This is a genomic window from Pseudoalteromonas sp. QJM3NY_12, from assembly GCF_056173165.1.
In genome coordinates this window covers 527,310-551,873 of record NZ_JBWBUF010000002.1, presented here as the reverse complement: position 1 = coordinate 551,873, position 24,564 = coordinate 527,310, and the positions used below count along the sequence as shown (strand labels likewise).

The 24,564-nt window shown below is 39.4% G+C and carries 16 protein-coding genes; 7 read left to right on the top strand and 9 right to left on the bottom strand.

What is annotated here, in order from left to right; translation table 11 throughout:
• The first annotated feature begins 3 nt into the window (after positions 1-3).
• Positions 4-249, top strand: coding sequence for a YfhL family 4Fe-4S dicluster ferredoxin (locus AC0VZ5_RS18225; RefSeq protein ID WP_055011536.1), 246 nt, complete (start codon positions 4-6; stop codon positions 247-249).
• A 51-nt stretch (positions 250-300) separates the two neighbouring features.
• Here AC0VZ5_RS18225 and nagB read toward each other — a convergent pair whose 3' ends face one another.
• The 6 genes from nagB to AC0VZ5_RS18195 form a co-directional block, all read right to left on the bottom strand.
• Entirely contained in the window at positions 301-1,107 is an 807-nt protein-coding gene (gene nagB / locus AC0VZ5_RS18220) for a glucosamine-6-phosphate deaminase (protein ID WP_475474825.1), read from the bottom strand.
• A 1-nt stretch (position 1,108) separates the two neighbouring features.
• Positions 1,109-1,981, bottom strand: coding sequence for an ROK family protein (locus AC0VZ5_RS18215; RefSeq protein WP_475474824.1), 873 nt, complete (start codon positions 1,979-1,981; stop codon positions 1,109-1,111).
• A gap of 2 nt (positions 1,982-1,983) precedes the next feature.
• Positions 1,984-2,685, bottom strand: a complete 702-nt coding sequence (locus tag AC0VZ5_RS18210) for an N-acetylmannosamine-6-phosphate 2-epimerase (protein ID WP_475474823.1) — start codon at positions 2,683-2,685, stop codon at positions 1,984-1,986.
• A gap of 21 nt (positions 2,686-2,706) precedes the next feature.
• A complete protein-coding gene (locus AC0VZ5_RS18205; protein ID WP_475474822.1) occupies positions 2,707-5,145 on the bottom strand; it encodes a sodium:solute symporter family protein in 2,439 nt (812 codons plus the stop codon).
• 133 nt (positions 5,146-5,278) lie between these two features.
• Positions 5,279-5,983, bottom strand: a complete 705-nt coding sequence (locus AC0VZ5_RS18200; RefSeq protein WP_008108685.1) for a transcriptional regulator NanR — start codon at positions 5,981-5,983, stop codon at positions 5,279-5,281.
• 95 nt (positions 5,984-6,078) lie between these two features.
• A complete protein-coding gene (locus tag AC0VZ5_RS18195; protein ID WP_475474821.1) occupies positions 6,079-7,041 on the bottom strand; it encodes a DUF4862 family protein in 963 nt (320 codons plus the stop codon).
• Positions 7,042-7,213: 172 nt separating this feature from the next.
• Here AC0VZ5_RS18195 and AC0VZ5_RS18190 point away from each other — a divergent pair, with 172 nt between their 5' ends.
• The 4 genes from AC0VZ5_RS18190 to AC0VZ5_RS18175 all read left to right on the top strand — a co-directional run bounded on the left by AC0VZ5_RS18190 (position 7,214) and on the right by AC0VZ5_RS18175 (position 14,916).
• Positions 7,214-8,038, top strand: a complete 825-nt coding sequence (locus AC0VZ5_RS18190) for an alpha/beta hydrolase (RefSeq protein WP_288987179.1) — start codon at positions 7,214-7,216, stop codon at positions 8,036-8,038.
• Positions 8,039-8,340: 302 nt separating this feature from the next.
• Positions 8,341-11,241 (top strand): TonB-dependent receptor domain-containing protein, encoded by a 2,901-nt coding sequence (locus AC0VZ5_RS18185; protein WP_475474819.1) that lies wholly within the window; start codon positions 8,341-8,343, stop codon positions 11,239-11,241.
• 71 nt (positions 11,242-11,312) lie between these two features.
• Positions 11,313-12,479: a hypothetical protein gene (locus AC0VZ5_RS18180; protein ID WP_475474818.1), complete on the top strand. Its 1,167-nt coding sequence runs from the start codon at positions 11,313-11,315 to the stop codon at positions 12,477-12,479.
• Positions 12,480-12,657: 178 nt separating this feature from the next.
• Positions 12,658-14,916, top strand: coding sequence for an exo-alpha-sialidase (locus tag AC0VZ5_RS18175; protein WP_475474817.1), 2,259 nt, complete (start codon positions 12,658-12,660; stop codon positions 14,914-14,916).
• Positions 14,917-15,190: 274 nt separating this feature from the next.
• Here the strand turns inward: AC0VZ5_RS18175 and AC0VZ5_RS18170 are convergent, their stop codons facing one another.
• The 3 genes from AC0VZ5_RS18170 to AC0VZ5_RS18160 all read right to left on the bottom strand — a co-directional run bounded on the left by AC0VZ5_RS18170 (position 15,191) and on the right by AC0VZ5_RS18160 (position 20,185).
• Positions 15,191-16,096 (bottom strand): dihydrodipicolinate synthase family protein, encoded by a 906-nt coding sequence (locus tag AC0VZ5_RS18170; RefSeq protein ID WP_475474816.1) that lies wholly within the window; start codon positions 16,094-16,096, stop codon positions 15,191-15,193.
• A gap of 17 nt (positions 16,097-16,113) precedes the next feature.
• Positions 16,114-17,247, bottom strand: a complete 1,134-nt coding sequence (nagA, locus tag AC0VZ5_RS18165; protein WP_475474815.1) for an N-acetylglucosamine-6-phosphate deacetylase — start codon at positions 17,245-17,247, stop codon at positions 16,114-16,116.
• A 106-nt stretch (positions 17,248-17,353) separates the two neighbouring features.
• Positions 17,354-20,185, bottom strand: a complete 2,832-nt coding sequence (locus tag AC0VZ5_RS18160; protein WP_475474814.1) for a TonB-dependent receptor plug domain-containing protein — start codon at positions 20,183-20,185, stop codon at positions 17,354-17,356.
• Positions 20,186-20,522: 337 nt separating this feature from the next.
• Between AC0VZ5_RS18160 and AC0VZ5_RS18155 the strand changes: the two genes are divergently transcribed.
• Entirely contained in the window at positions 20,523-21,338 is an 816-nt protein-coding gene (locus tag AC0VZ5_RS18155) for a prolipoprotein diacylglyceryl transferase family protein (protein ID WP_475474813.1), read from the top strand.
• 254 nt (positions 21,339-21,592) lie between these two features.
• Complete coding sequence (locus AC0VZ5_RS18150; RefSeq protein ID WP_475474812.1) at positions 21,593-24,520, top strand: TonB-dependent receptor; 2,928 nt, start codon at positions 21,593-21,595, stop codon at positions 24,518-24,520.
• The last annotated feature ends 44 nt before the right edge of the window (positions 24,521-24,564 follow it).

The following is a 24,564-nucleotide window of genomic DNA, read 5'->3' as shown; positions in this document are numbered from 1 at the left end:
TTCATGGCTTTACTCATAAACAGCAAGTGCATTAACTGTGACATGTGCGATCCAGAGTGCCCAAATGAAGCAATTTATATGGGCGCTAAAATTTACCAAATAGACCCTGAAAAATGCACCGAATGTGTGGGTCATTACGACAAGCCAACGTGCGTCAGTGTATGCCCCATTGACTGCATAAAGCCCGACCCTAATCATCGAGAAAGTGTGGATGAGCTGGCAGAAAAGTATGTGAGGTTAGTGGGTTAACGGCATCGCTTGGTGTATTGAGTTGTAGTCAGTACACCAAACTCTTTTAATTTATAAGTTGGGAAAATAACCAAAAGAGTCGTTAATTTCTTGGTTTTGTTGACTCACCCACGTGAAGTATTCTTTATTTTCTAGCAAGCTGGCTGCTTCATTATCGATCATTATTATGGCATTTTGATGCATTTGTAATATAGATGCTGGGCAGCTGGCTGATAATGGACCATTTACCATATCTTGTATTGCTTGTGCCTTATTTTTACCGGTGGCAATTAATAACACATATTTTGCCTCCATGATGGTCGCAATTCCCATCGTCATTGCCATATGCGGTTGCGCTTCCTGAGATGTAAAAAGTCGGCTGTTATCCTGTATGGTTTGTTTTGCTAAAGATTTAATTCGAGTACGCGAGGCAAAGCTGGATGAAGGTTCATTAAAGCCAATATGCCCATTGCCACCAATACCGAGTAATTGCAGATCAATTCCGCCCAGCTCTGTGATTTTTTTTTCAAACATCGCCCCTTGTTGTCTTGGATCTTGATGACGATTACAGGTGGGTAAAAAGGTGTTTTTTGGGTCGATATCTATATGGTTAAACAACTGCTCATCCATAAAGTAACGATAGCTATTGATGCTATTTGCATCAAGATCGTAATACTCGTCTAAATTAAAGGTGTTGACTTGGCTAAAATAAACCTCTTTATTTTTATGCTTTACTATGAGCTGTTTATACAAATCAACTGGCGTACTACCAGTTGCAAGTCCTAGATTGGCATTGGGTTTAGTATTAATTAACTTTTTAATAAGCTCAGCGGCATTGTTGGCAACAGCGGCTTTATCATCAAATATAAGTACTTGCATTTTAGCTCTCGCTTAATTGTTTTTTAGCATAGTGATGAACACCAATAACATCGGCATTGGCTCCTGATTTAGGTGCTAATAAATTGACTTGATAAATCTCGGGTGCGTGTTGAATTTTTGCCGCCACCTTGTTATAAAATAATGGTGCTAAGCCGACACTACCCCCAATAACAACGTTGTTATTACCAAAAGTAGCTTTCATATTAAATATTAGTTCGGCCACGGCTGCAGCGGCATTGTTAATAATTGGCATAATATCTGGGTGCTCAGCGTAGTCTGTAAATACATCTTTTGCGCTGAGCGTTTTGCCTAATGCTTGGCTTGCATATTTAGCAATAGCAGTGCCAGAGGCTATCGCTTCCACACAGTTCTCTCGGCCACAATGGCAAGCGTAGTGTTGATTTGATTGGGTTTTAACTGTGGTGTGACCCAAATGGGCGCAAAAGCCATCGGCGCAGGTAATTATATCGTTGTTAAAAACAATACCTGCCCCAACACCTGTTGAGACGGTGATATAAATAAAGTTTTTATTATTCAGTTGCTCATTTAATACGTACTCTGCCCAAGCAGCTGCAGAGGCGTCATTAATAATGGTGACAGGCAGACCCGTTAAACTGCGAAACTGAGCCTGTAATGGTAATTGTCGACGCACGGATAAAAAATTAACAGCATCAGAACTCACTTGGCCAGTACAGGCAATATTGATTGAGCGTGCTTGTACCACCCAATGTTTAATGTGTGCATATACATAGGATGCTAAATCATCAATATTTGTATGAATGATGGAGTCTACTTTTATAGCGTCGACAATTTGGTCGTTATCAATAAGGGCACACGCTATTTTGGTGCCGCCAATATCAATTGCAATATCCATATTTAAGCATCGCCCTGAGCATTGTTGATACTGTTTACAAACCAACTGGTGATATGCTCTACCCGGGTAATTGCTGAGCCAACAGTCACACACAGTGCACCCAAGGCTATAGCGTTTGCTGCACGTTCTGGTGAGTTATAGCGCCCTTCAGCAATAACATTCACACCCGCATTGACCAACTCAGTGACGAGTTGATAGTCTGGCTCATCGGGTGTTTGTGCTAAATTTAAATACCCCGAGAGGGTGCTTCCAATGAAGGTGCAGCCTGCCTCATGCAGCAGTTTACCGCCAGTAAAATCGGCGCAGTCAGCCATCGCAATACAGCCTTGGTTATGAATTTCAGCTAATAACGTTAATCTATCCACTGGTCGCGGTCTGTCTGTACCGTCAAAAGCAATAATGGTGGCACCAGCTTGCGCAAGCGCAATTACATCTTCAACATAAGGTGTAATTCGAATTTCAGTATCATCAAGATCTCGCTTTACAATACCAACAATCGGGACATTTACTACTTTTGCCACCGCACGTACATTTTCTATCCCTTCTATTCTCAATGCTTTTGCACCTCCCGCAAGTGTTGCCAATGCCATAGCAACAATATGTTCAGGTTTATCCATTGGGCCATTATCTACAGGCTGACATGATGCAATTAAGCTATTTTTCAACTGATTAATTAACTCGTTTTCTAATGCGTAATTTTTCATAACTTTCACTCTTAATATTGCTTAGTCTTTCATCGTAAACAAGGTTAATCGGGTTAAATCTTTATTGTGGGCAGGAAAGAGTAAGCTAACAAAGTAGCCAACAATTAAGCAGGTTAGAATGCCAATCGTCCCGTACAAGTAGCCGTTAGCCCAGCCATATTTCCAGGCTGAAATCATTAAGCTCACTCCGCTAATAATGCCAACAATAGCGCCAATCGAATTTGCCTTTTTGGTCAATGCACCGAGTATAAAAATACCGCCAAGTGCCCCCATAAACATACCGATAACTTTAAAGTAAGCTTCCATTAGTGAACGGATTTCAGGGTCAATAAATATAAGCCCGACAAGCGTGCCTAAAACCCCCGATACAAATGTTAAAATTCTCGCTAGGCTCATATAAGCTTTCTCGCTTTTAACGAAGTTAAATGGCCTAACAAAGTCAGTAAGTACTGTGGTTGCAATTGAGTTCATACTAGTTGAAACCGTTGATTGCGCAGCTGCAAAAATACCGGCAATAATTAACCCAGCTACCCCAATAGGGAGCTCATTAGAAATAAAAGTAGGGAAAATTTGGTCTATTTGAATACTCGGATCGAGTTTTTCAGGATTAAGTTGATAGAACGCATACAAGCCCGTACCTATACAGAAAAACAATAAGGCGCCAGGGGCAGCAAGAATAGCATTGGCCCAAATAGATTTTGCAGCAGCAGCTGGATCTTTAGTAACCATGTATCTTTGTACAACGGCTTGATCGGCCGTATAACTTGATAAGTTTTGCCCAATACCGCCCAGAATTATCACCCAAATTGATAAAGTGGTAATACTTTCAAAGCTAAAGTCGGTGTTTACAATGGTAAATTTGTCATCTGCAAAGCCTATTTGAATGAAGCTTGTAAAACCATCATCTAACCCAGCAATAATAACAAAAAAGCAAACTACAGCTCCAATTAGTAGTACTACCGTTTGAATCGTATCAGTCCAAATAACCGCTTCTACACCACCTAAAGTGCAATACAATAAGCACAATACGCCCATAATTAACACGCTCTCAGTTGCACTAATTGGTGTAACTGCAGATAAAGCCAGCGCAGTAAGTGCCATTACAATACCCATTCGACCAATATGAAATAATGTAAATAAACCACTGGCAAAAAGGCGTACTGACATATTGAATCGTTTTGATAAAAATTCGTAGGCGCTAGTGGCATCTAGTTGTCTAAAAAATGGAATAGCAACATAAACGGCAATTGGAGCAACGGCAATAATCATCCAAATGCCAATCAGCAGTACCCAGTTTGTTTGATACACAATGGCGGGCAGTGCTATGTAGGTTAATGAGCTTAACATAGTGGCATAGATTGAGCAGGCTGCTGCCCACCAAGGAATAGATTGCCCACCTCTAAAGTAGTCATCGGTATTTTTGTTTTTAAACATAAAATATAAACCAACCATAACAACCGATAGTAAATAAACCACTAATACCAGCATGTTTTGCCAGCCAAATTCACGAGCTGTATTGTTAATATTGCCTTTAACGAGTGTTGTTTTAGCGGTGATGGTATCGGTGACTAGAGCATAAGTGTGCGCTCTATTAGCCACTATGTTATGAAATGTATAATTTGAGCTTTCATAGTTTGACCAGGCTTTTGTGATGGTATTAAACGATTTAGCGTGACCGTTTTTTGTAACAATTAATAAATGCGACTGGCCTAAAGCGGAAGCATAAATTAACGAACTCTTTGCAACAAGTTGACTAGCTGTACGGTTAACGATGGGCATCCAAGTATTGGTGTCAGGGTTAAACATATGCATAAGTAACGCTGAGTTAGCGTCATAACTTTTAGATGAATAGTTTTCAGAAATGGCATAAATTCGGTCATTTTTTCCATCATTTTGTATTGCTAACTTTAATTGGCGAGTGCTAGTTGAGGTAAATATATTGCTGTTGAGCTGAGTCCAATTACGCTGTTCACTATCAACTGCAATCTTAAAAAAATACCATTGTTGGTCGAAGCCAGCTACATATAAATTATTTTCATATATTTGTGCACTGATCTGCTTAAGTGGACGCGGTAAATTAGTAAACTGAGAAGACACTAATTTTTTAGATGACTCATTCCACTGCAACACATTTACCATAGTCGATTGAATCGAATCTAACTCACCTCCTAATATAAACGTTTTCTTGCCATATTGTAGAGAGATCGCTGCCGCTCTATTACCCTCAGTCGGGCTAAGGGGAAGCAGTGAGATAACATTATTGTTTGTTAGATCGAATTTAATCAGTTTGTTGTAATGACTATTTGAAATAAATACCGAGTCATTATTTGCGAAGTAAACTGTATTTTTATTTACTGTTAAGTGTTCAGCTCCCCCCTTTATGGGGTGCCAGTTTAACTGTGTTTGCGCAAATGAATGGCTTGATGCTAGAAGCAATAAAAATGTAATTATTTTTCTCATAGTGCAACTGTATACCTGTTTGTAGTGTATACCTGTTATACCACTAGGTTTGGCATAAATCCATTGTTTTAACATTTAAGATACAAAAAAAGGCTAAAATTAGCCTTTTTTTAATTTATAAAGTGTACTTATATCAGCCATAATAATTATCAAAAACATAGTCTATGTGAGCTGAAAGTTGCGCATCTGCGCCCTCGACATCACCATTTTTTATACACTCAAAAATAGCCACGTGATCATCATAACTTTTTTTATTTAATTCCGCGGTATTAATGCGATCTGGACGCGAGTCAATTAGCCAATCCATTAAGGCTTGGTGAACAGCTAAAAAGATGGGGTTACCAGGTATAGAGGCTATCACACGGTGAAAATAAATATCGGTCCGTCTAAATTGACTATCATTTTCGATAGACTTTCCATTTAACTCTAGCGCTTCTTCAAGTTCTTTTATTTGGCTCGGTGTCGCTGACGCTGCTGCATGCCTTACTAAGCTTGACTCAAAAAAACGTCTTAACTGATCAAAATACTTTAAACCATTTGGTTGAGCCAAAAAGTCTTTAGACATCCCTGATAGTTCAGCAATTATTGTATCTGCGGATGGGCGGGTAACCCGGGTTCTTTCGCCACTACTTATTTTTACAAGACCTTTGCGTGCAAGTGCTGCGAGTGCATCCCTAATTGATGGTCTACCAACACCAAAAGCAGCCATAAGCTCTCTTTCTGATGGTAAGGCATCACCCTCTGCGATTTCACCTTGCCTGATCATCCGCTCGAGTTCTTCTTCAACGGTTTCAGATAATTTTTTTCGTTCAACTGGGCGAGTAACTTTTAATGTCATTTAAAAACCTATCAACTATTTGGTTATTTACCTATTGTACCACAGCGCGATTATTTCGCTAACTCTACCTAAAATATACCTATTTAAGGGAAAGTTTAATTAATGCAGTCTTTTATCATTGCTAGCGTTTTTTGTATATATTTTATTCTGGTTGCTAACGATTGTTTATTAGGAAGTAATGATATTTTACAGCCGACAAAGTCTAATTGCGTGCCTACTTGTAATTGCATACAGCGTTTAACTTGTTCTTCATTTAGCACAGAGTCTCGATTATTTATACAATCAAAGTCATTGAGTTGAGGTGGCATATGGCTATCTTTCCATACACCATAAACATCAGAAGTGTCGCTGGCACCTGAAAATATAAGCCCAGTTAATAAATCAGCCCTAATACACTGCTTTATGTGTTCTACAGGACCATTACAACTTTTAGCCTCTATTGCCGAGCGTCCCCAGTTGATAGAAATGCCGAGCTTCTGTTTAGCATGCTTATTAACCGTTGTGATAGCATCAATTTCATCTTCAATGCGCATAAACCCCTTTTCACTGTGTTGTGTATTTATTTGAGCATCACAATGTTCAATTACTAGTTTAGCACCATGCCAATCCCATTGTTGTAATTCGTTAAGCGACTTAACCAAGGCGCGAACTGAAGAGGGGACTTGCTCATTAATTGTCGGTGCACTATGGATTAAAATATGGGTAACCATCTGTTTATTAAAATAACTATTTAACTGTTGAATTTGTTGATTCGCTTGTTGGTAAAATTTAATGGCTTTACTACGGCCTGCTTCATTGTCTGAAGCAATACCAAAATAGGGATCTTTACTAAGTTCGGCCATTGTCCCTGGGATACAGGTAATCACATTGCGCCAATTTGAATTTAACTGTGCATAAAACCACTCATTTCCAAACCTGTTGAGCTGCCCCGAAAATGGAATTTCCAACCCACTAATAGCGACGTCTTCTTTTAATGTTTTATAGAACAGTTGCTCGGTTTGCTGATCCCAACTTGAGTCAGCGGGAACAGATGCGTATGCGCCTGAAAGTATGTCCATATTAATTCCTTTAGTTGTAGTAAAGCGGTAGCAGCAGAGCATAATCAATTTTTATTAGCCTAATTATTATTCTGTAGAACTAAGCATTTGATGTATTGTGGTGTAGCTGTTATACCAGCGGTGTATGGTTAATACAACTACTGATTTTTTAAATTAATAGATAGGTTTAAAAGTGAATATATATAAATACGGTGACGATTCGCAGCAATACGGCCAATTAATTAGACCAAAAAACAATCATTATTTACCTGTGGTTATTGTGATTCATGGCGGATATTGGAAAGATAACCACAGCTTAGACACTTACCCAACGAAGCATATTGTTGAGTATTTAAAAGGCTTCAATATCGCTATTTGGAATTTAGAATATCGAAGGATGAACAGTCTAGGAGCTAATGTAACAGCGCCATGGCCAAGCATACTGAACGATGTTGGCGAAGGGGTCGATTTCTTATCAAGTTTAGCTGAACAGCATAAACTAGATTTAAGCAAGGTGACACTTATTGGCCACTCTGCAGGTGGGCATTTAGCAACGTGGGCAGCATCGAGGGCTATGATTAATCCATGCTCGATTTTGTATAAGCCGAACTATTTAACGGTAAAGTCGGTGATTTCAATTGCTGGAGTCCTAGACTTAAGACGTGCAGAAGACTTAGGGCAGCCAGAGCAAATAATTAAATTATTAAACAAAAACAATAATATAAAAACAAGTGTGGCAAACAGTAATCCTGCTCAGCTAGTCGATGCAAATGTTAGGTATATCATCGTTCATGGTGATATGGATAAAGAAGTAAATATAAACCAAGCTTTGAGTTTTATAGAGTGCGCTTGCTTGAGTAAAGTAGTGCTGCACATTTTAAAAGAAGATGATCATTTCACGATGTTTCCTGGTTTTGCAAAAAACCAGCGGAGTTGGGAGCAGCTAAAAAAGATAATTTATACTGAGTTGCAGGTAACGATGGCTGGTAATTTTAAAGCCAGTGTTCTTCAAAAGTAATGTGTATTTTACGCATATTTTTATGTCTGATTTAGCATATAAGCCCCTTACTAAATAAAAAAGGTAAAAATAATCCAAAGATTGTCTGTTGAACAATTATTGCTTGGATTATTTTTGAGTAATAAATAAACAGTTTTTGCTGTTATTAAGTGCTTACTTTTATTTTTCATCCAACCAAATTATTTATTTAATGTGATTTAAATGTTAATTAAAATCTTGTTGAAGGTGTACTGGTATGATAGGTTGATTGTATAATATTTATTCACCCAGTTATATTTACATTGTCATAATGAGAGAAAACCATGAAAAAAAATAAAGTTCAGCATCACTTATCCGCTTTATCGGTCTGTATTGCAGCCGTATTAAGTTCGCAAGCTATTGCGCAAGAGTCAGAGGCAAAAAAAGATATTGAGCGTATTAATGTTACTGGCTCAAATATTTTTAAAGGCAGTGCCAACTTTAGTTCGTCTTCACCGGTTGTTGAACTAGGTAAAGAAGCTATTGAAGGGGTGGCTGCTATTTCAATTTCCAATACATTGAGCCGATTACCTTCAGTAACTGCCGGTACTAATGATGCATCGAATAATGGCGATGGCGGTGGCAGTTCAGGTATTAGTACCACGTCATTAAGAAATTTAGGCACAGCGAGAACGCTTGTATTAGTTAATGGCCGTCGATATGTGTCGGGTACATCCGCAGGTGATGGCTATGGTGTTGATTTAAATTCTATTCCCACCTCTATTATTGAACGAGTTGATGTACTAACCGGTGGCCAATCTGCAATTTATGGCTCTGATGCAATTGCAGGTGTAATAAATATTATTACCAAAAAGAATTTTGAAGGTGTTGAGGTTAATGTGTTTGGTGCTGATTCAGATGAAGGTGGCGCAGCTAGACAAAACATAGATTTTACTTATGGGAAAAACTTTGATTCTGGTAATGCATGGTTTTCTGTTGGCCTTGCTAATCAAGATGATTTAATGGCTAGGGACAGAGATTTTTCAAGAAATAGTATTAATGTGCATGATGAAGACGGTGATGGTCTGCGTGAAACATTGCGTGTTAGAAACGGACCAATGCACGTAGATGGTGGCGCATTTCAGTTTGCTGATGTGAGTATTTTTGGTAACGGTGATGAGTTTAGTCAATTTGCGCCAAAAATAACCGCAGATGGGCAGCTTGATGGCGAGAGTGATTTTTATAATCAAACTTTTTATCGAAAAGCGATTGCACCTTATAAGCGACAATATGCAGCAGCAGGCATGACATTTGATATTTCAGATAAGGTATTTGCTGAGCTTGAAATTAATTATTCTGAAGTAAATTCTTCTACCAATATTGAAACTGCACCTTTGAGCATAGTAAATGATGTATTTGCTGTTAACCGAGGGGGTGTGACGGGAATTGATGTTGCGGATAGTCCGTTTTTTAATGGTAGCAGTGCGCAAAGTCAATTATTACCGGCTTTACAAGCGTCGGGTGGAACGTCATTAGAACGGGTAAATACTTTTAGACGTTTAGCTGAGTTTGATAATTTAGGTGTAGAAAATCATCGTAGCACTTTTCGTATTGCGGGTAATTTAGATTATGAATTTGATAGTGGTCTTTTATTAAGCACTTCAGCGGTATATGGCACAACTAATCAAGTACAGAAAAACAGTGGTGATGTAAATTTAGTCGCACTTCGCTCGGCTTTGAATATTGAAGAAGATGGCAATGGAGGTTATCAATGTGCAGATGCTACAGATAGATGGCAAGGATGTGTGCCTATTAACCCATTTGGCACAACTGACAGTGAGTTAGGTTTAGCGGGTGTGACAGGTTTTTCTGATGAGGCAGTTGATTATATTGGTATTTCTACTGGCCAAACCGGGGTTATTAAACAGTATGTAGTAAATAGTGTTTTATCTGGTGAGTTACCTTTTACTCTTAATGATGAGTTTATCGGTTTTGCTGCAGGTATTGAATACCGCAAAGAAGAGGGAGCAGAAACGCCTGATGCATTCCGTCAAGCAGGTATCACTCGAAGACTGCAAGTGTTTCCAACAAAAGGCAGCTTTTATTCTTATGAGGCCTTTGGTGAAGTATTATTACCCGTTTATGATTGGCTTAATGTAAGTTTGGCGATGCGAGTTGGTGATTATTCGTCAATTGGCAATACCTCAACGTATCGTTTAGGAATTGATGCACCAATTAATGATTACGTGCGTCTTCGTGCAAGCCTTTCTAGTGCGGTAAGGGCACCTAATGTTAATGACCTTTACGCTGCAGGCTCTGCAAGTGCAACTGGTGGTCATGATGTATGTGATGGGGTAACTGCAAGTTCTACAGGTAATGTAGCTGAGAACTGTCGCTCAATAGATTCTATTGCACAACGTATTGCATCTGATGGCTCGTTTACACTGGTAGGCTCTGAAAGTCAGAATGAACGCTTCTTAAAAATGGGCTCTGAAGACTTACAAGAAGAAACGGCGGACACATATACCCTAGGCGCGGTATTCACGCCAATTGATTCACTTTCGGTTTCTTTAGATTATTACTCTATTGAAATTGAAGATGCAATTTTAAATGTAGGTGCTGGTGAGATCATTAATCGTTGTTACGATGTGTCGCCAACTGAATTTGACGCATCGTGTAATGGTAATGTGGTGCGTGCTGTTAACGGCCCTATTTTAAATATTACCTCCAAGGCAATTAATGAAAGTGAAGTTAGAACAAGTGGTGTAGACGTTGAAGTTTTTTACACCATGGATAAGTTAGACTTGAGTTTATCTGCATCTTATTTAGATGAGTATGTGACAACAAGTAAATCGGGCGTTGAGCGCGACTATAAGGGCGAAGTACTTTACCCTGAATTTAGATATACCTTTAACACGACTTATAACGTGACTGATGACTTTAATTTATTTGCTCAAGTTACCTTTCGTGATGAAACACAAAATGATGTAAATAATGATGTTAATCAAACACTATCTGATGACATAAATACATTGGATTCAGTTTATTACGTAGATTTACGTGCGTCATATAGCTTTAATGAGTCATTTAATGTGTATGCAGGAACCAATAACTTGTTTAATGAAGAACCGGATATTATTCCTCGAGGTACTGTAACCGGTTCTGCTGCAGGTACTAACACTGAGCCAAGGGCTTACGACATCATTGGTCGTCAATTCTTTGTTGGTCTGAAATATAAGTTTTAATTCACTTTTAGTAAAAAAACCTAATCGCTTAGATTAGGTTTTTTTCATTTTAATTAAATTGTGAGGATGGTATGCATCGATTAATGATGTGGCTTAGTTGCCTAGTGTTAAATAGTTTTTTTAGTGTGCCACTTGAGGCTAAAACAGATAGTGTGATTTCTAATTGGTCGAAAGTGGCTTCTCTACCACTTTCAACTCAAAAAGGAGAACCGACGGGAATATCAGCAGCCTATACTGGTGTAATTGGGTCATATTTAGTTATAGCAGGTGGGGCTAATTTCCCTAATGGGCACCCTTATTTTGATGGTGCTAGCAAATATTACCATGACACTATTTATGTATACGATATTAGTGACAACCAATTTAAGTTGGTGGCTACCTCTAAGTTGCCTATGGCAATGGGTTATGGCGCAACAGTAACTAAAAACAACCACTTATTATTAGTAGGTGGTAAAAATAATCAGCAGACGTACGACACTGTTATAGAGTTAACGCTAGATGAAAACCACACACCTCAAACCCAAATAGTCGCTAGACTGCCATTTGTTTGGTCTGATGGTGCAGCCGACACACATGATGACTTTTTATATCTATTTGCAGGTAATGTAGATGGTAAAATTTCAAATCAGGTCTGTAAATTTTCTTTTGTCAGTGCGCGATGTGATAGTGACATACCTGCTTTACCCGCCATTGCGCGTACGCAATTTCCGGCGATAAGTATAAACGATGAGTTTATGTTATTTGGTGGGCTCAATCCGCAAGCAACCTCGCATAATTTTGCACTCACAGACGCTTATGCTTTTGATTACAGCGCAGCGAGTTGGCGTGCGTTACCCAATACCCAACTGAATAATAAAGACGTCACCCTTGCCGGAGGTAGTGCTCTGCGTTTAGCCAAAAATAAAATATTATTTTTAGGTGGTGTAAACAAGCAAATATTTGATAACGCAGTATTAAAATTAACAACATTGCAAGGCCAAGCGTTAGCGCAATTTAAACAACAGTACTTCTCTATGTCAGTAGCTGCATTTAAGTTTAACCGTAAACAAATCGTGTTTGATTTAAAACGCGATGCTTGGTCGGCACTCAAACAGCTTGTCCCCTTTTCTGGTGGTGCCGGCCCCCTCCAAACTGCGCAATATCAAGACACCCTATATTGGGTGTCAGGTGAAGTAAAAGCAGTACAGCGTAGCCCTTATATATACAGCACTAAAGTTTCACACCTTACTGAAAAATAATCGATATATGGCATTCATCTGCTTATTGATGCTTAAGAGCATATTGTTGGAGCATAAAACCACAATTTTGCGAACGTTTTGTTCGTTATAAACCTGTGTAACTAATTAAGCAGTTTAGTTATTAAGATCAAACAGGCTCTTGCAAGTTGAGAGCTTTACTAATACAGAGGAAAGCATAGTGAATACCTTAAGAAAAACTCATAAGCTGTTTTTTCTATTTATATTAATATTTAGTGTTTTTGAATCAAAAGCAACAATATTAAAAGAATGGGATACATCAACTCTTAATTTTAATGGAAGTTCTGAGTATTTATCGCTTGATAATGAGTTCACAGAAGTTCAAAACTTAACAACAGGAACGATTTATACAAAGTTTCAAGCAACGGGTACATTGGGAACTTTATTTAGTATTTCTAGCTCGCTTTATGGCTCCAGTGAGTTTTCGGTTCTTATTAATGGCGATGGAACTTTAAGAGTACACGCAAGAGAGAAAGGCGTTTTTATAAATGATATCAAAACAAACACCTCTTTTAATGATAATTTAGTTCATAAAGCGGCCGTGGTAATAAGTGCGCAAGGCACTAAATTGTTTGTGGATGGTCAGTTAGTGATAACAGCGCCGAGTTCGCATTTTTTTAATAGTGTTTCAGAGTTAAATACCATGAACATTGGTCGCAATGTTGACCAGCAGGGTGGGCAGTGGTTTTTTAAAGGTAAAATTTACGAAACACAAATTCATGATACCGCACTGGATAATGCCCAAGCCTCAACGTTGACGCGTCCAGACAATGTTATTGCCCACTATTATGCAGACTTAAATATTACACCGGAGCAAGCCGGTTGGGTAGATGATTCTTCAATCCAAGGTGCAGGTAATTTGGTTGATGATGCTGGACAACAAGCATGGTTTGTTAATGGCAGCAATGGCCGTGCTGAATGGCAAGTAACGCCTAGTACGCAAACCAATCTAGATGCAACAACGTACGGATGGACTTTGTCTAGTACATTTAAAGTAAAGTCTGGATCATATCTAACCAATTATTATGCCAATGGCAGTAAACGATTTTTAGTTAATGTGATGCTCGATAGTAATGGCGACTTAATTGCAGATGTGGAGGGGGATACCCAATATACGCTTGTTCAAGGGGGTGGGGATAAACAGTATCATGACTATCAGATAATATTTAATCCACGCACAAATATGGCTACTTTTACCTTTAATAGTATTGAAGTAACAACTTGGACAGGTTCACAGACGAGTCAAAATGTCATTGTGTTTGGTAACGGTTCTACAGGTATTAGTGGCACAGCAAATTATAAATCAGTTAGTTTTAAAATTAAAAATAGTGATGAACCCATAACTCAAAGTACTGTATTTGAAGGAGGAGCAGAAGGTATAAATGGTATGTCTAACTACCGAATTCCCTCTCTTATTCAAAGTGGAGATGGCAGTTTACTTGCTTTCATTGAAGGCCGTCCAAATGGAGCGGATCCAGGTGCTAATGGTTTAATAAATATATCTTTAAAGCGTTCATTGGATAAAGGTAAAACGTGGTTACCAGTACAAATACTAGAAGAAAGCACGCAATATGACTTCTCAGACCCTAGACCTGTTATCGATAAAAGCACCAACACTATTTTTGTTTTTTATACGCAATGGCAAGATTTATGTGCTCAAAATGGTAATTGTGCTGCTCCGGGCGATCCAAACTACTTATTATATAAAATGAGCCAAGATAACGGGGTAACGTGGTCTGATACTATTAATGTTAGTGCTAGTGTTAAAGATTCTACTTGGCGCTCTATTAACGCAGGTCCTGGACACGGAATTCAATTAAATAGGCAAATTGCTGACCAACAAATACTTAATGGTAGAATGATTTTCCCTGCAATTGTACGTGCAGCGGATAGTTTATTTTATGTCGCGAGTATTTATAGTGATGATAATGGCGCCACTTGGTTGCCTGGTGAGTTAACTCCTATTTCAGGCCCTACAGAAGCAGATATAGTTGAATTAGTTGACGGTAAGATTTTACTTAGCGCTCGAAATGATGGCGGCACTTCAGGTACTCGTTATCATTTTTTAAGCACCGATGGTGGTATATCATGGCAGCAGACATCGCACGACCTTAGCGTATCTAGGGTCGATATAGGTATTACACGTTTTTCCGCACAAGCAGATGGAGATGACAAAAATCAAATTTTGGTGTCAGGGCCTATTGGTGATCCTGTTGGCAGTAATCGCCAAAATTTAGGAATTTGGATAAGTGAAGATGAAGGTTTAAATTTTAATACACCATACCAACTGGTTTATGGCCACAGTGCTTATTCAGATATTATTACTTTAGAAGATGGCAGTATTGCTGTTATTTATGAGGCTACAGGTAATACACTGATTAAGTATATTAATTTAGAAGTGACTCAGCTACAGCAGTAAAGTTCAGCTATACCTCAATCAACAATAAATAATAGTTTACATTTATTAAAGAAAGGCAATGCAGTAATTAGTACTGCATTGCCTTTTTGTTTATTGCCAAGCGGTAATTGAAGCGTTTTTATTGAGGCAACTTATAACAAGGTGACTTTAGCTAACATGAAGATATCTATTGAATGAGTTAAGCTTATTAGCTATGAAATAGCCGCATTTATGCGGCTCATAGGGAGGTTTAAATTTCTTACTTAAGTTTAGTATGCAGCGCTTTAATAAGTCTTTATGACGGTTGATGATCCATAAAACCTGCGAGGCTCATTTGGGTCACAACATCTTGTTTTTCTTGCTCGCTTAGTGCGCGTATTGGTAAACGAGGGTTACCCACATCAATGCCGTGTAGTTGCATAGCAGCTTTACCAGCTGCAACACCGCCGTATTGCACTAGCGGGCGGATAATACCAATTACTTTATCCATCAGGGTAGTGACTGTCTCTTGGTCACCACGTTTAAAAGCGTCAATAATATCGAGGTAAAGTGGTGCAGCATAATTATAGGTGCTGCCTACAGCACCAATCGCGCCGACAGCCAACCCACCGGGTAAAAACTCGTCAACACCAAATGGAATATCGAATTTACCATCGCAAGCGCGTTTACAGCGCTGAAATTCGTACAAATCAACATGGTTAAATTTAATCCCTGCAAGATTAGGAATAACCTTGTCGGCTTTGATTAAAAACTGCTCCATATCAAACATCACGCCTGACATGCCTGAGTGATAATAATAAAAGGCTTTGCTAGGAGCTGCTGCTGCAACGCTCGCGCAGTAATTGACTAAATCATCAACAGAACCAGGTTTAAAGAAGCAAGGCGCGATAATTGATGTCGCAAAAACATCTAGCGTTTCAGCGTGTTTGGTCAGTGCTAGCGTATCTACAATTGAGAGTGCGCCGGTATGAACTGTAATGCTTAATTTACCTTTTGCTGCACTTACCCAACGCTGTGCAATTGCTTTACGTTCGTCAACAGAGCAATTAAGGCCTTCGCCAGTAGTGCCACAAATGTAAACGCCTTTAACGCCTTGTTTAATAAGTAATTCTGCTAATTGATCAATAACCGGTAAGTTAACATCTCCATTTTCATCAAACGGGGTATGAGGGGCGGCGATCAGTCCTGTTAATTTATTCATAGTAAGCCTCTGAAATTTTAAAATTTTGCTTTGCCGCCAATCCATGTATTTACTATGTGCGGCGACGAATTTGTTGTAGAAATTAAAGTTAAATCGGCATTTGAGCCAATAGCTAATTGCCCGTAACAATCGGCAATACCTAAGAATTGGGCAGGGTATAAACTGGCCATCTTAAGCGCATCGATAAATGGGATATTTAGCATTTTTACAGCGTTATTTACTGCAGTGATCATATTCAAAGCAGAGCCTGCTAATTGACCGGTATTACTGGTTAGTTTATCGCCGGTTAGGCTTATTTGATGACCATCAAACTGAAGATGTGTTTGTTCACTACCTATGGTCGACATTGAGTCGGTAACCAACATCATTTTATGTGCAGCTTTGACTTTATAGGCTAATTTGGCTGTGCTTGGATGCACATGATGACCATCGAGAATAAGCCCACACCAGCTCTGCTCATCGAGCAAGGCTGCTCCAACCATATTTGGCTCGCGTGACTCCAGTGCAGACATTGCGTTAAATAAATGAGTAAAGCCGCTAGCACCGGCTGCTAATGCAGCTTGTGTTTGTGCAAACGTTGCATTTGAGTGCCCTAGGCAAACGTGTACATTACTTGCTACTAAGGTTTTGATAATGTCACAGTCGACACTTTCAGGTGAGAGAGTAACGACTTTAATACCTAAATCGTCACGACAATAAATATCTAATTCTTGCTGGCTTATACCGCGAATTTGTTGGCTACTGTGAATGCCTTTTTTTGGCTCGCTAATATGCGGCCCTTCAAAGTGAACACCAATAATGCCGGGTGTATTTTGTGCTAAAGCAGTGCTTATTAAGTTTGCTGTTTGCTCTATCTTTCTAACATCGCTGGTAATTAAGGTAGGGAGCAAGCTACTGGTACCAAATTTAGCATGCGCGTTAGTCATTGCCTTTAAAGTATGTAAATTGGTGTCTTGATTAAGTAAATAACCGCCGCCACCGTTTACTTGTGTATCAATAAATCCGGCAGTTAATAAACCACTTACTTTATTTTCAATGGCGCCTTTAATGGTATCAAACGCAATGATTTTGCCATCCTCAAAACTGATAGGATGATTTTCATGTAGTGTTTTACCATCAAACAGTTGCTCGGCTATTAGTGTGGTTCTCATGAGGGGTTCTCGGTTTTTGCTGAAGTTGAGAAGAAGGGCTTAAAATTCAGCCCTTCTTAAATTGATACGTTAAATATCAAAATTATTGGCTAAGTTACTGTTAAAATTAAAAATTCAACTTAACCCCTGCATAATAAGCGCGGCCGACTAAATCATAAGCGGTGCCATTTGTAAGCGTACCTTGCTGCTGATATTTATGACCTGCGGTTAAGTGAGGAGGTTGCTCGTCAAATAGATTAGTAATACCAAAGTAAGCGTTAATTTGATTAGTAAGGTTATAACTAAAGCGAACATCGTTATAAACTTGTGAGTCAATAGAGTTAAGCTCTTCAGTGAGAACTGTATTGTCGTTACGGTCTTTAGCTTCATCCCAATAACGTAGTTGCCAATAAACATTGAAGTCATTGATGGTGTATGAAGCATTTATATTAAAGCGTAGCTCTGGAAATAATACTTCACCGGCCAGTTCTTGTTTGTCACCTGTTTCAAGGCCTGTAATACTGTAAGTATCTAAAATATTTGCAGCAAAACCTACGTATAAGTCACCATCACCTAAGTCGGTCATGTATGACACATCAATATCAAGCCCTTTGGTTTCAATTAAGTTCTCATTGCCAGAGGCTGCGTTTACTTCAAGGGCTGCACCTGAGCGTCCGTCACGTCGCACTAAGCCACCACAATTAGCGTCAAAGTTACTTGGATCTGCAGAGTAGCAACGATTCAAAATAACGGTACGGTCAGTTTTTGCAATCGCATCATCTATTTCAATATCGTAATAATCGAGCGACATTTGCAGACCAGAAAATGATTCTGGAGTGAATACGATACCGGCTGTGAACGTATCTGCTTTTTCTTCTTTAACATCGGTAGAGCCGCTTAATAAGCCTGAGGTATTTTGGCGTTCTACTTGAGTTAAATTGAATGCGCCGTCGCTATCAATACGATTTTGGATTGCATTTATTGAGCGACAGTTACTGGCAATATTCCCGTTATCAGCATTAGTAATACCATCACAAGGGTCAGTAACTAGTGCTGCGGTGGCCGTTCCGCCAGCGAATAAATCGCTTACGTTAGGTGCACGTACCGCTGTTGCTAAAGCACCACGTAAACGTATGCTATCTGAAATAGGCGCATCTAATCCTAATGTCCAATTTGTTGTACTGCCTACCGATGAATAATCACCAAAGCGGACAGCTGCTGATAGACTTAGTTTTTCGTGTAACGGAATATGTAATTCGCCGAACACATCAACAACGTCAAAAGAGCCTTTTGTTTTAGCAATTGCCGCGCCACGTACAATACCAGCTTGGCGTAATGGATCAGGCGTTTCATGGCCTTTCTCTTCACGGTATTCAACACCACCCGCAAAACCGATGTTGTCAACGTTATCACTAATTGCATAATCGAGTGTACCGGCCAAAATAGCGGTAACAACCACTTGCTCTATACTGCCTTCAAGGTTAGTGTCAGCCGCTAAGTAGTCAACTGCTTCAGCTGAAATACCATCTAGAGCAAATGGGTTAAATACAACACAGCCATTAATTCGTGCAATTTCATCAGCACATTGATAACCACCTGCGCCATCGTCTTCTACATTTAAGGCAAAGCGAGCACGGTCTAGGTTTATATCACCATGGTTAGTTTGTTGTTGATCAGTAACACCATAGGTGCCACTGACGGTTAAATAAATATCGTTAGATATATCGTATTCATATTCACCAGCAACTCTAAATGTGCTTCGAGTATTTTCAGCGCCACGATCACCAAACTCATAAAGACGTCTGAACGTTAAGCTTGCATCATCAAGATTTGTAATACCATCTGCAAGTAAGTTATTGCCAAGTTCTGTTCCAGCAAACCAAGGATGGCTAGCGATATCTATGCCCGTAGAGCCTCCTTTAGAGAGCTTAAAAATATCATTTCGTGTATCTAGTGGGATAGGTTCAAAACGTGCACGAGAATCTACACGAGCGAAGTTAGCAGTGAAGTTCATACGTGATTTATTACTTAGATCAAGAGATAAACCACTGGCAACAAAATGCCGTGTTAGTGGTGCTATCATTGAACGATAATCATGAAAGTTAAACGCATCAGAGGTGGCAGGATCGTCAGTACGAGTGAATAAGCTGCCATCACCGTTATATTTATCTATACGCCCGCCAAAAACATGCGATGAACCAACGTAAGCAGAGGTATCTCTAATACCATCTCCATCAGTATCTACAGCATCTTTGTGTACACGAGAGTAATCACGATCGCTTGCCATTAAGCCATCGTCTTCTGAGTAGCCTACAGATAACCATGCATTTCCGTCATCAAAGTTTTTACCAATAGAAAACTCAATATCAGTGGTGTTTTTATCACCTTCGCCACTTTGTCCTGCCTGTGCTTTAAATGCAACGCCATCAAAATTTTTCTTGAGGATAATATTAACTACACCGGCAACGGCATCAGAGCCATAAGCGGCAGATTGGCCGCCAGTAAGTACTTCAATACTTTGGATCATGGTTGTGGGGATTGTGTTTAAGTCTACACCATAGCCAGATCCTACTGACATACCAGATACATACCGCTTGCCGTCAACCAATACCAGTGTCCGTGATGAACCTAGATTACGCAACGCGACAGTATTTAAACCAGAGTCTTGCTCACTGATATTAGAGCTTGCTGAGGTGGTGTCTCCAACAACTGAAGGCATTTTAGCCAGTAAATCCCCAACATTGACTGCACCTACGCCTTCGATGTCATTTGCGTCTAAAATTTTAACGGGTGAAGCGGACTCAAAATCACCTTTGCTAATGTGTGAACCGGTAACAATTATTTTTTCAACTTTTGCATTTACTTTGATGTCCTGCTCATCAGCAGCAACTGCAGCGGTAGTTAGAGACGCAATACTTATCGCCAGTAGTGACTTAACAAACGTTTTTGATTTCATCATGATATCCCCAAGTAATATTTATATTTTTTATATGCTTATTTTTAATCAGCTAAATGAATTACCTTGAAATACTTTAACGCAACAATGATGCAATTAAAGTATACCATCAACCTGTTATACCAACATACCACTCGGGGATTTATATTGTCAAAGCTAAAATTGTTTTTTTACAACCATCTGTTTACATTTTTTGCTAGCGTCTTAATTTTATTAATTTATTTGTATTTAAATATGAGAACCGGATTTGCAATGAGTTAGGGGTAAAAAGGAAATTATGATTGGTTTAATTGTGCCTTTGTGTAACATACCGATTAATTGTATTGATTAGAGTCGTAAAATGTTAAGTATTTCTCTTGGGCCTTTAGTTATTTCCATTTCTCAGTTAATTATTTTTTTAGGGTTAGGCATTTTTTGGGGGCTTACCTATTTATTGACGCGCCAACATCCATTACAAAAAGCAATTTTAGATACGGTTTTTAAAGCAATTGTGGTGGGCTTTTTAGTCTCGCGTTTAGCGTTTGTGTTTACTATGTGGGATGCTTATCAAGGTAATTGGTGGCAGCTTTTTAATATTAGCGACGGCGGCTTTATTGGTTATTATGGCTGGCTCAGCGGTATAGTTGTTTTAGCGTTTTATGCGCGCGGTAAAAAAGCGGTAATGAAAAACTACGCTATTGCTGGGTTTGTAGGTTTTTGTTCAATGGTTATTCCTAACTTTGCACTGTCTATTTATCAAACGGGTGTGCAATTACCGCAATCGGTTGTGCATAATATGCAAGGGCAGCAAGTTAACTTACAAAACTTTAAAGGTAAGCCGGTGGTTATTAATTTTTGGGCGTCGTGGTGTCCGCCGTGTCGAAAAGAAATGCCAGTGCTACAAGCTGCTCAAAAAAATAACTCAAATATTACGGTGGCGTTTGTCAATCAAGGTGAAGACTTACACACGGTAAAAGCGTTCCTTAATGAACAGCAACTCGACCTTAATCATGTGTTTTTTGACCAAAGCAGTAATGTGAGTCGCGAATCCGGTGCTGCAGGCTTACCAACCACCTTGTTTTATAATAGCCAAGGAGAGTTAGTTACCAGCCATATAGGTGAGCTTTCTCATGCGAGTTTAGGCTATTATATTCAGGCGATTAGCGCTAAAAAATAACGGCGTATTGCTGTTTAATCGCGTCATTCCTTTTTATGCCCTTTTATAAGCAGCTAAATAGCCATTTTGCGGCTTAACTACCTACTTTTATTAGAGTAGGTTACTTATTGAGACAGCATTCATTTATTCGTCAGTTTGCATTAACAAGCTATTAAGCTTGGTTATGTAAAATACAGCTACTTTTTTCGTACCATCTTTCCTTGGTACGCTCACCTTTAAGTATTAACTGTATTTTAAATGGAACTGTTAAAACTATGACCGCTCATCGGATAACTCAAACCTCTGCTCACTCACTCCCACTTTTTATTAAATCAACGCTGTGCATCTCTATTTTGTCTGTGATTAATCATGCATATGCTGATGAAGCAGCAGATAAAGCATTAAAAAGCAAAGATATGGAAGTAATTGAGGTACGCGGTATCCGTTCCAGTATGGCGGCTAATTTAGATATAAAACGTTTGTCTAGCTCTGTGGTTGATGCGATTACAGCGGAAGATATTGGTAAGTTCCCTGATAAAAATGTCGCAGACTCATTACAACGCGTACCAGGGGTAGTGATTGACCGTGACGGAGGCGAGGGCTCATCGGTAAGTATTAGAGGGTTATCATCTGAACTCACCTTTTCTCAGTTAAATGGTAATTTTATTGCGTCATCACCAGGAGAGCCATCTCGTTCGTTTGATTATGCATTACTTCCCTCAGCCATGATTGAAAGTGTGGAAGTGTATAAATCGCCAGAGGCACGTTTAGATGAAGGTGGAGTGGGCGGCACGGTATTAATGCATAGTCGTAAACCGCTAAGTATGGATGCAAACTCAGGGGTGATTAATATTGAAAGCACTTATGCCGATGTAACTGAAGAATATGAGCCGCAAGTAACCGCACTTTATTCTTGGAAGAACGATGCTGATACTTTTGGTGTGTTGTTTGGTTATACCTCACAAACACGCACTAACCGCTCTCTTTCGGGTGGCACCGATGCAAATGTGTGGCGCTTTGCCGGTGATAACCCGGTTGATGTTAATGGCGCACCGATTGAAAATAATAATCAGTGGGGTTCAGTAAGCGATTCTCAAGGCAATAATTATGACAATGTCTGGTTTCCTCAAGTGGTTCGAGGTTCAATTGTAAACGAATTACGTGAGCGAGAAGGGATACAATTTAGCACGCAGTGGCGCCCAACTAGCCGAGTAGAAATTGGTTTTAACTATTTTGGATTTTCACTTGATAAAAATAGAACTGAATCGGTGATTGATATACCTGAGTGGTCTTTAAATCCTGACTTTTTAACCGATGTAAGTTTGGATGAGTCGGGCACGATAGTTAATGGAATGCAATTTGATGCAGCTGCAAGTGGCATAGAAAATGATATGCAATTGCCGTGGATGCGAGGCAGCTATGTGCGTGAAGAGTCAACCTCTGACACTTTTGATCTCAACTTAACCTACGAAGGTGATTACTTCAAAGCCCGTTTTGTGGCGGGTAATACACGTTCTGAAGGTGGCCCGAAAGAGAGTTGGGAAGCAGCTTATAAAAGTTCTAACGCGGGTGAAAATGAAAACCGCATAGAAAATGCCGCTAAAACAGCGGGTTGGAAAATTAATGAGAACGATATTAGTTTAAATATAGATCCAAATACGTTAGCTAACTTACTCAATGGTGTGGGTGGTGGGCGCGATCCGGGTTCGTCAAATTCAAGTTTTGTGCGTAGTGAACTTGAAGAAGATTACTACCAAGCTGATTTTGATATTTATACCGATTGGGGCATTTTAAGAACAATTAAAACAGGGGTTAAGTATCGAGAAGCTTCGCTTCACCGCGAAACCGGTAATACCTTCTTTTTAGATCCTAATTTTGATATTGCCGCAGCAGAAGCCAGTGAGGGTGGGATCACACGCTTTGATAGTTACCAGTGGAATAACGGTATGCCACTAGCACAAGATGTGTTTATCAACGAAGGTAATATTGCGGGTGGTTTTAATATAAATCAAATGCCCGGCATTGATTGGGATAAATACCGCGATATTGTGACCAGTAATTATGTGCCGTATACGCGTAAAGAGGATAATTTCATTTATGATATTGAAGAGCAAATAGCGGCATTTTATCTACAAGGTGATTTTGAATTTGATAGCGTGCGCGGTAATTTAGGGGTACGTGTTGTTCGCACGAAAACCATGACATCATCAACCGATCTGTACACATATTTGCTGGATCATACTGACGATGAAAGCGGGGAGGTGGTAACCGGAGACGATAGATTTGTTGAAGATTATCAACTCAATACTCAAGAGAATACCGATACCCAAATTTTACCTAGCTTTAATATTGCATGGGATGCAAGCGAAGATATTGTTGTGCGCGGCGCGATTGCAAAAGTAATGTCTCGCCCTGATTATGCCGATTTAGGCGCACAACAACGCATTACGTTTGTTTCAGATGAGTGGGCCGACGACAGAGCTGAATTTAATGAAATTCCGGGTTTTAGTGGCAGTGGCGGTAATAAAAATTTAAAACCGTTCGAGTCGGTGCAAGCGGATTTATCTATTGAATATTATTACAGCGAAGGCTCTGCTGTTGGTTTAGCGCTGTTTCATAAAACGGTTGATAATTTTGTTGTTCCCTTAGTTATTGATGTACAGCAAGATTTTGCTGGTAAAGAGGGCATAGTTGATTCGGGAAATATTACTGTATTGCCATATAGCACCGTAGGCAATGGCACTGATGCTGTATCTAAAGGGGCTGAAGTATTTATACAGCATGCCTTTGATAGTGGTTTTGGTTTTTACGCAAACTACACTTTTAACAAAACCAATAAGGCAGATGTAGAAGTAGATGGTAAAGAGTTTGGTAAATCGCCGTTAATTGGCAGTGCTAAGTACCAGTACAATACCTCGATATATTATGAGGGAGATGCTTTTAATATTCGTGCTTCTTATAACAAACGCGGAGAAACCGTGTTGGGTTTAAATAGTGGTTTAAACGTGTATCAAGACCCATACGAGCAAGTTGATGTAAATGCATCAATTACTTTATTAGAGGACTTGAGCCTGACAGCCGCTGTGATTAATTTAACTAAATCTGAGTCGGTAAAGCGCCTAGGTAACGATACAGAGTCTCGGTTATTAAACTCAAGCTATTCGGGAAGACGTTATTATGCGGGCATAAACTACCGTTTTTAAGAGTAGATTAGGGTAAACATGCCCTGTTGTTGCGGTTTTAGCTT